This window comes from Microcystis sp., assembly GCF_048564745.1.
Classification (GTDB): Bacteria; Cyanobacteriota; Cyanobacteriia; order Cyanobacteriales; family Microcystaceae; genus Microcystis; species Microcystis ichthyoblabe_A.
In genome coordinates, this window is sequence record NZ_JBLZRT010000020.1 from 1 (window position 1) to 8,990 (window position 8,990).

Sequence of the window (8,990 nt, forward strand, 5' to 3'; positions counted from 1 at the left end):
CAATTAGAGCAAACCCGTGGGGAATTGGCACAATCCCAGGCACAATTAGAGCAAACCCGTGGGGAATTGGCACAATCCCAAGGGCAATTAGAGCAAACCCGTGGGGAATTGGCACAAAAAACAGTTAATTTGGAAGAGGCCTGTAGACAAGTTCAAGATTTTCAGCAGTCTCAACGGCAACAACTTCAGGAGGAACTCGCTCGTACAGAACAAGCTCTAGAGGAAACCAAGCAAGAAATTACCGCCATGAAAACCAGTAAATTCCTGAAACTGAAAGCTATATTCTCCTAAAATTTTCCTAAACTGTCCCTAGACTGATGATTTCCTCCTTTCCCCTCCCCAGTTCCTTAAACTAAAGTCGCATCCGTCTCGACATCCGTTGATATGAATGCTCTCCCCATAGAGAAGGAAAATCAGGCTCCCTATCTTTCTTCACATCCCCGTCCAATGCACGCTTGCGGTGATAATGGTGACACGACGATCACTCTTGGTACGACATCTAGGAAACACAAAATAAGCATCTTGTCAAGGGGTCTGTAAAAATTATTTACAAACTGGCGAAAGAAGGGCTGGGCGGTGCTACAGCGATGATTGCGGCGGTAGTCGTCAAAAATAGGATGTGGAGTCAACTATTAGCTGTTTTGCCCCCTATTATCGTCGATAATAACAAGTCTGACAATTTATATGACCCTCACCTGACCACGGCCGAACCCTCGTAGAAGTTGGACAAGGGGCAAAGTTTAATAGGGAATAACAGAATAGGCCGCCAGCTTGTTAGAGTATTGGGAGTAATTTTGAGCGAGCGATGATATTACAGCCTTTCCTTTCTTCCGCTTGGAGTTTTAACATTCCCCTGTTAGCCTCGGCAGCTACGGTCGAAACTGCCGATAGTGCCTTAGTTTTAGCCTGCGTGCTGCTGAGTTTGACCGTTATTTATTTCGCCTGTAAACTGGGGGGGGAAATATGCGTTCGATTCAACTTGCCCCCCGTGCTAGGAGAATTAGTCGGTGGCGTGATTATCGGGGTTTCTGCCCTAAAATTACTGGTTTTTCCAGAAGGAGGGGCGGGATTCGAGGATTCTCTCCTAATTCATTTCCTAGAATCCACGTCATCCCTCACCCCAGAGCAATCTCCCGCCGTTTTTAGTGCTGCCAGTGAGGTGATTTCCGTCCTCTCGGAATTGGGGGTAATTATCCTGCTGTTCGAGATTGGTTTAGAGTCAGACTTGCAGGAATTAATTCGCGTCGGTCCACAGGCAGCTGCTGTCGCAGTGGTGGGGGTTGCGGTTCCCTTTTTGGTGGGTACTTTGGGTTTAATCTATATTTTCCATCTGGCCACCATTCCCGCTATTTTTGCCGGGGCAGCTCTAACCGCTACCAGTATCGGCATTACCGCCAAGGTTTTAGCAGAAATAGGGCAGTTATCGGCGAAAGAAGGTCAAATTATTATCGGGGCAGCGGTTCTCGATGATATTCTCGGTATTATCGTCCTCGCTGTCGTTGCTTCTTTGGTGAAAACCGGAGAAGTGCAAATTAGCAAAGTAATTTATCTAGTTATTAGTTCTAGCGCTTTTGTGGTGGGGGCGATCCTGATCGGTCGTTTTTTAAGCCCCTTTTACGTTCAATTAGTTAATAGCATGAAAACTAGGGGACAATTGCTCTTAGTTTCCCTGATTTTCGCTTTTATTCTTGCCTATATTGCCCAAGTTATCCAATTAGAAGCGATTCTCGGTTCCTTTGCTGCGGGCTTAGTCCTAGGGGAAACGGAAAAGCGATCGGAATTGGCAGAACAAGTGTTCCCGATCGCCGATTTATTTGTACCGATATTTTTCGTCTGTGTGGGGGCAAAAACCGATTTAAGTGTGCTTAATCCCGCTATTCCCAGCAATCGAGAAGGATTAGTCTTGGCCGCTTTCCTAATTGTCGTCGCGATTTTGGGTAAAGTGGTGACAGGGTTGGCCGTTTTCAGTAAGGAAAAACTCAATCGCTTGGCGATCGGAGTTGGCATGATTCCCCGGGGTGAAGTGGGTTTAGTCTTTGCTGGAGTCGGGGCTGCTAGTGGTGCTTTATCCCCCGCTACCGATGCAGCCATTATTATGATGGTGATCTTGACCACCTTTGTCGCTCCGCCCCTGTTAAGGTTAGTATTTAAAGAACCCACCGCCAGCCCTCAAGAAACATAGCAGACCATGCCAACGTCCCATAAGCTTGTTTTTATTGATAGTCATTCTCAGAGCATTAAGGGAGCTATGGATGGCAAAAAATCGACAAAATCGTCCATTTTTACCGAAAAAAGGTAATTGATAACCGAGCAACGGGAGCATCGATCGTGAGATTTCATTGGTTATTCCTAAGCGCATTAACTTGGTTGCTGGTGGCGGCCCCTGCTTGGGCTGGCAAGCTCGTCTTTTGGCGATTCGACACCAATGAGAATCGTCTGGTCTTCACCACCGACAATCGAGTGCAACCGCGAGCGCAAATGATCACTAACCCCACCAGGATCGTGATCGATCTGCCCGGGATCAAGTTAGGGCAACCCAATATTAACCGGCCCATTGGCAATATCGTCAGAAGTGTCCGTATTGGTCAATTTGATGCGGAAACTACCCGTTTAGTGATTGAATTGGCCCCCGGCTACACCGTCGATCCTCAACAGGTAAGAATTCGCGGAATTTCGCCCACCCAATGGACAGTGGAATTGCCAGAACCCCAACCGATTAGGGAGGAAACGCAACCCCCCGTCACCCCTGACCCCACACCTCCCCCCGATCGCGGTTCCACCCGTCCCACTCCCCCACCTCCAGTTAGCCAGACGGAGAACAACGATGATTTTCAGATCACTCGCAATGGTCTTTTTGTCCGTTTAGAGCAAAATGGTGATGAGCGATCGATCCGCAGTCAACGCAGCCGCGACGGCAAAAAAATCGAATTTGAATTACCCGGGGCCACTTTACCCAGCAGTCTCGCCGGTCAAACTATCCCCGTCAATCGCTATGGGGTCGGTGATATTCAATTCAGTCAGACTGCCAATCAACGGGCTAAGATTTCCCTAAGCGTTAATAGAGATAGCCCCGATTGGCAAGCTCTCTATAGTCGTTTTGGTGGCTTGGTTTTACTGCCCAGGGGTGGTCTGGGTTCCGTGGATAATATCTCCTCTCCTCCCCCCACTAGAGCCACTAATCCCAATCCTCGCCCCAACAATCCCCCCCCAAAAACTGCCAATAATCCCCCTTCTAGCAATCGTTTGGCCACGATCTCCTCGATCGATCTGGCGGGTAATAACGATCGCCTCTTAATTCGTGCGGATTCACCCCTGAAAGCTAACGGCAGTGTTAACCGGGATGGTGTCTATGAACTACGCATCGAAAATGCTAAGTTGGCCGAGTCTTTTCGCGGTCCGCGCTTCGGTCGCTATAGTCCCATCTATCAATTGCGGGTACGTCAGGAAAGCGCCAATAAGGTGCTGATTTTGGTACAGACCGCAGCAGGGTTTCAACTGGGACAATTAACTCAATCGGACAGTCAAACCCTAGCCCTAGAATTGCTTTCCTCCCGCAATTCTAGTCCCGTTTCTCAGGTTCCTGACTCCACCACTATACCTGTCCCTTTACCCCCAGATACGGGGCAATTTAACCCACCTCCGCGCCCCTCTAACCCCACTCCTAATCCCCCCCAACAACGTAATGGCCGCTTTCTGGTGGTGATCGATCCAGGCCACGGTGGTAAGGATCCGGGGGCGATCGGAATTGGTGGCCTTCAGGAAAAAAACGTAATTCTGCCCATTTCCCTAGAAGTTACCCGCATCCTGCAACAACAGGGCATCGATGTGCGTCTAACTAGAGACAGCGATTTCTTTGTCACCCTGCAAGGGCGCACGGATATGGCTAACCGGATCGATGCCGATCTATTTGTCAGTATCCACGCTAACTCTATGGGGAAAGCACGACCGGATGTCAATGGCATAGAGGTGTATTACTTCGGCGATCGCCGTTTATCGGACACCATCCATCGCAATATTGTCCGCAGTGTCGATATGCGCGATCGAGGGGTGCGTCGGGCCCGTTTCTATGTGCTGAGAACCTCCAGAATGCCCTCTACCCTCGTGGAAGTGGGTTTCGTCACCGGCGCTGAGGATGCTGCTAAGTTAGCCAATGTCAACTTTCAACGACAAATGGCGGCGGCGATCGCAGGAGGGATTATTGAATATATTCAACGAAATCTCCGTTAATGATTAAATCATTGGAGCATTAGTTTACCAATCAAAAAATCCGTGTTTTAATATCATCAAATAAAGCTATTTTAGATCAGCGTTTTCCTCGATATTATCTATGAGAGAATCACAACTTAGTCCGATTGGTGTGTTTGATAGTGGTGTGGGTGGACTGACCGTTTTAAGGGAATTGTATAAACAACTGCCCCAAGAATCGATTCTCTATTTCGCTGATACCGCTAGACTTCCCTACGGAACCCGTTCTAAAGGGGAAATTATCGAATTTGTCCGGGAAATTCTCACTTGGATGGGCGAGCGCCGGGTGAAAATGGTGATTATGGCCTGTAATACCAGTTCCGCCTTGGCTTTAGAAGAAGTACGGGCCGAATTTAAAGATTTACCAATTTTGGGGGTAATTTTACCCGGGGCCAAAACTGCCGTTAAACAAGGAAAGCGCATTGGGGTGATTTCTACTCCGGCTACGGCTAAAAGTAATGCCTATAAACAGGCGATTCAAGAAATCGATCCTACTGCCCAAGTTTGGCAAATTCCCTGTCCTGAATTTGTCCCTTTGATCGAAGCTAACCGCATTTTTGACCCCTACACCACCCAAGTGGCTAGAGAATATCTTCAGCCTTTACTGGCAGAAAATATTGATACTTTGGTCTATGGTTGTACCCATTATCGCCATCTTTCCCCGGTTTTACGTCGTCTTTTACCTAGTTCCGTGCGGTTGGTAGATCCCGCCGCTGCCGTTGTCCGAGCGGCGGAAAAAGAGCTAGAATTATTAGGACTAAAAAATCCCGAAACATCCCTTCCTACTAACTTCGCAGTTAGCGGTGATCCTGATACTTTTGCCCGTTTATCTCGTCAATGGCTAGGTTTTTCTCCTACGGTAGAAAAGGTTTATTTACCCGTCCCCGTTTTATAACCGTTAGCCTTTTCAGTGAGCAGTTATCAGTGAGCAGTTATCAGCTGCCTTTTGCCTGTCCTGATATGTATCCTATACTCAACGGATTTAGTATCAAAGGGTTGGGTGAGGTGCAATCGTCTTATTCTGGGACGGTGAAGAAGATTAACGTGAAGGGGCAGAAGGAGAATATGATGGAGGTAGAGGTGACGATAGTACCAGAAACAACTGACCAGTAACTAAGCATTGCGTTTAGCTGTAGCAGGTTCACAAGACATAAATATGAATTTTTGTAATAGCCAAAGCAGATTTGAAATTTCCCGATAAAAGATAGCGCTTTTCACGTTACTGAGGTATCGACAAGTTTTGCCAACAAAGGGTTTAAGCTCCTTGCCCATACCTCATTCTGATGAAAACTGCTATAGTCGAGAAGATAAGTACCTAAGCAAAATTAATTACACATTTCGATCAAGCTTTTGCCTCTTGCCTATTGCCTGTCTTCACTAGGAAATTTATTTTGCATGACTACTTACTACAACCTACATTCCGCACTTCAATTTGTAGCATAAAAGAATTTGCGTCGAAACATCACTAGACTTAAGCTGAGGACAAATTCCCGCTTTACAAGCTAAAAAAAGCCTGATTTTAGCCGATAACTGACGGCTACAAGCTTAAATTATTGTAAATCCTGATATTTGAATAACCCCATAAATTTCGATTTGCGTCCGTGTTCCTTAATTAAACTTTCCCGATAAGTTTGCCATTCTTCCCGTCTTCCCGACATATAAAAGGCATTACGAGCTTTTTTCAGCCATTTAATCGCTTCTTCGTAGCGATCAGCCTTTTTTTCGTCGAGTATCTTTTCCGCAGGAGGACGCGCGCGATCGATCACCCAGTTAGGATCGACGGTAGCAGCCGCATCCATTATCCGCCAAATTAGGTGAGACTGCACATAGGAATTATCAGAAACGACTTTAATTGCATCTCTAACTAAATTTTCGTGGAGAAATATATCGATTTTAGCCTCTGTGGAACGTCCACCGCTAAACTCGCGCAAGTAATCTAACAAGTCTAATTTTAAATCGGGCCAATCTTCCCCCGCTAAAGACTCAATTTTTTGGTAATGGGAAAAGTAAGGTTGGTCTTGAAATGCCTTAATTCTAGCAGCCAAAGCTGTATCTATATCCCCTAAAGATTGCGCTAGTTCACTTGTCCAGAGAGCTAATTGATAATAATAATTCCCTGGGAAATTTAGACCACCCCTGGCAATTATTAGGGCGGATTCTGGTGCGGATTCATCGCGTAAAGCTTTGGCAAAAAAGAAAGCTTCATCGTTTTTAGTTATCATATTTTTTGCCGATGCCATCGCTTCGTCAATGCGATCAAGATAGACTAACTTAGTTAGATATTCTACCACTTGTCCTGAAGCTAAAGCTAGATTCAAATATTCCTGATCTTTTTCCTGTTGCTCAAAAATTTCTAAGCGAATAGAAGTCAATGTTTGGGCATAATCGGGGATATTCCCTGACCACATTTCTGAAAAATTAGCCGATTCTCCTCGTAAAATCTTCTCTAAAACAGGGTCATCCCATCCCTGTTGTAATGCTGCTAAACTCATCTCAAAATCGGCACTCCATTCATCCTGCCATTGCTCGATCTTTTCGCTTAAATCTTGCTTTTCTTGGGGATTAAATTCTTAGCTTAAAATTGCCGTAGTTAGAACTCGATCGATTCCAGCACTTAAATCATCATTAACAGCACCGTAATCTTCTAAATTATCCCATTCCTCGATACAGGCGCTAATAATTGCTTCTAAAATAGCGATCGCGTTATCCGGTTCTCCCTTTTGATAATAATCTTTGGCCTCATCCACTAGGGCATAAATTTCATCAGAAATTGGATCTTCTTCGTAGTAATCTTCTTCGATCGCTCGTAGGGATTGCCGCAGTTCATTAAGGACAGTATTACGATAAGCTTTGACATTAATAGTTATCTTTCCTACCGCTTTATTAACTGGGGTAGCTGGCAATAAAAACTTATCAATTGTCTCGATAATTTCTGGGTGTTTAGCCACTAAATGATTAAGCAATTTTCTTAATTTACTTTCATCAATCGGTGTCAATAATTCCTCTAGGGAGGCTTTTTTAATAATTAATTCTGGTTGGCGAGAACAGGTTAATAAAACCGCCACAATATGCTTACACCAACCCTCATAATCGTAGGGACAGGAACAGGAGACATTTTCAAGATTATCTTGTTTAAAATCCATGGCAACTCGATAGGGTTTAACCTCACTACCATTCACTAAAGCTTGCAGATTTTGCCCCCGTTGCCAAAGAGAAATAACTGCACCGCTATCGTAATAATCTTGACCGCGCTGATAGGAAGCATTGGTGCTATTTTGCCGGATAATTTTTTCATTGATAGGAGGAATAGTCATAGTCAGCAAAGGAGGGAATTGAGTGATAAAATCTTGTCTGTGTTAAGAAAACTACCGGCAGCGAGGCGGACTACTGCATCAGCAACCGAGTCAACTTATCTTCAGTTTAGCCTAAATGTGCTATAGTGAAGACACTATGGAAATTAAAAACATTCCTCTGTCCCAAATTCGTCGTCCTTTACCGCGACAAACCGATCCCGAAAAAGTTAATCAGTTGATGCAATCGATCGCTGAGGAGGGATTACGAGAACCGATCGATGTTTTGGAGGTGGATGGTAACTACTACGGTTTTTCTGGTTGCCATCGCTTTGCCGCTCATCAGAGTCTCGGTAAAGAAACAATTCTCTGTCGAGTTCGTCGCGCTCCTAAATCCGTTTTAGCTAAACACATCGCTTAAGCTGAGAAGTCCCATGAATGAGTCCTTATATAAATATCATCGGCAAAAATTAGAGCAGTTAATGGCAGAAATTGGCTGTCAAAATCTGGAAGAATTGAGTCAGTTATCGGGTCTATCTTCTTGGCAATTGCAGAGAGTTCGCCATGGTTTAATCGCCAAATTATCCTCTGAATCTTTGGTGAAATTAGCTAATGCGCTGCAGCTGCCAGTTAGCGATCTCCTCGCTCATTTTCAAATCCCGACGATGGGGACAGAGGATCGTTCAGGGGAATTAAAAATTCTCGAACAAGAGTATCAAAATTTACAGCAAAAATTAGATAAGCAAAAAGAAGAATTAGCCGCAGAATTTCAACGTCAAAGCATCGAAGCGATCGAATCTTGGTTAGTTCAATGGCCCACGGCCGAGGCCGTTGCCCGCAAAAATCCCGACCTAGCAGCCGTCAAAATCCTCTCCCTAGTTAAACCGATTATGCAGTTACTGGAGCGCTGGGGAGTGCAACCAATTGACAGTGTCGGTGATCATGTGAGTTATGATCCGCAAATCCATCAATTGATCGATGGTCAAGCAGCAATCGGTACACCCGTTCTAGTTCGTTATCGGGGCTATCGTCATGGGGAAAAACTACTTTATCGTGCTAGAGTGAGTTTAATTAAAGTAGAAATGCCGGAAATTCAACCAGCAGAAACAGAAAATGTCACCGCTTAAAGTGATAATTGTTGCAGAGCTTTGGTGCTGCGAAAAATTCCTCCGTGGTCTGCTTTTATCGAAAAAATCGGGTCTAAAACCTCGCCTTAAAGCGAAAAGTTTTTGGAGCGGGGCATAAATCCCCATTACAAAACTAATGGCGGCTTGATAAACGCCCTCTGAACGGTTAAGATGATATATGATTCGGAGCTGAGAGGGGGACAAGCGAGCTAGAAGGTAGATAGGGCAAGCGATATCGCTCTTTGTCCTTTGATGTAATCCTTCAACCGATAGCGGCTAATTTGCATTAGCTCTTCTATATTTTTTTGGAACATTTGATGTAGCTGGA

At 45.2% G+C, this 8,990-nt stretch carries 6 protein-coding genes and 1 pseudogene; 6 read left to right on the forward strand and 1 reads right to left on the reverse strand.

Annotated features, from left to right (window positions below; genetic code table 11):
* The 4 genes from ACOCD9_RS03220 to murI form a co-directional block, all read left to right on the forward strand.
* Positions 1–291 (forward strand): hypothetical protein (locus ACOCD9_RS03220; RefSeq protein ID WP_419546351.1); only part of this gene is annotated, 291 nt, incomplete at its 5' end.
* Positions 292–805: 514 nt separating this feature from the next.
* On the forward strand, positions 806–2,182 hold the full coding sequence (locus ACOCD9_RS03225) for a cation:proton antiporter (protein WP_287699790.1): 1,377 nt from the start codon (positions 806–808) through the stop codon (positions 2,180–2,182).
* A 146-nt stretch (positions 2,183–2,328) separates the two neighbouring features.
* Positions 2,329–4,227, forward strand: a complete 1,899-nt coding sequence (locus tag ACOCD9_RS03230; RefSeq protein WP_419546352.1) for an N-acetylmuramoyl-L-alanine amidase — start codon at positions 2,329–2,331, stop codon at positions 4,225–4,227.
* A 100-nt stretch (positions 4,228–4,327) separates the two neighbouring features.
* Entirely contained in the window at positions 4,328–5,140 is an 813-nt protein-coding gene (gene murI / locus ACOCD9_RS03235) for a glutamate racemase (RefSeq protein ID WP_419546353.1), read from the forward strand.
* 655 nt (positions 5,141–5,795) lie between these two features.
* On the opposite strand, the pseudogene ACOCD9_RS03240 reads toward murI, so the two are convergent.
* A pseudogene (locus ACOCD9_RS03240) lies at positions 5,796–7,559 on the reverse strand (SWIM zinc finger family protein).
* A 115-nt stretch (positions 7,560–7,674) separates the two neighbouring features.
* On the opposite strand from ACOCD9_RS03240, the gene ACOCD9_RS03245 reads away from it, so the two are divergent.
* Positions 7,675–7,956: a sulfiredoxin gene (locus tag ACOCD9_RS03245; RefSeq protein WP_288137811.1), complete on the forward strand. Its 282-nt coding sequence runs from the start codon at positions 7,675–7,677 to the stop codon at positions 7,954–7,956.
* A gap of 13 nt (positions 7,957–7,969) precedes the next feature.
* Positions 7,970–8,662 (forward strand): helix-turn-helix domain-containing protein, encoded by a 693-nt coding sequence (locus ACOCD9_RS03250; RefSeq protein WP_419546354.1) that lies wholly within the window; start codon positions 7,970–7,972, stop codon positions 8,660–8,662.
* Positions 8,663–8,990 lie beyond the last annotated feature (328 nt).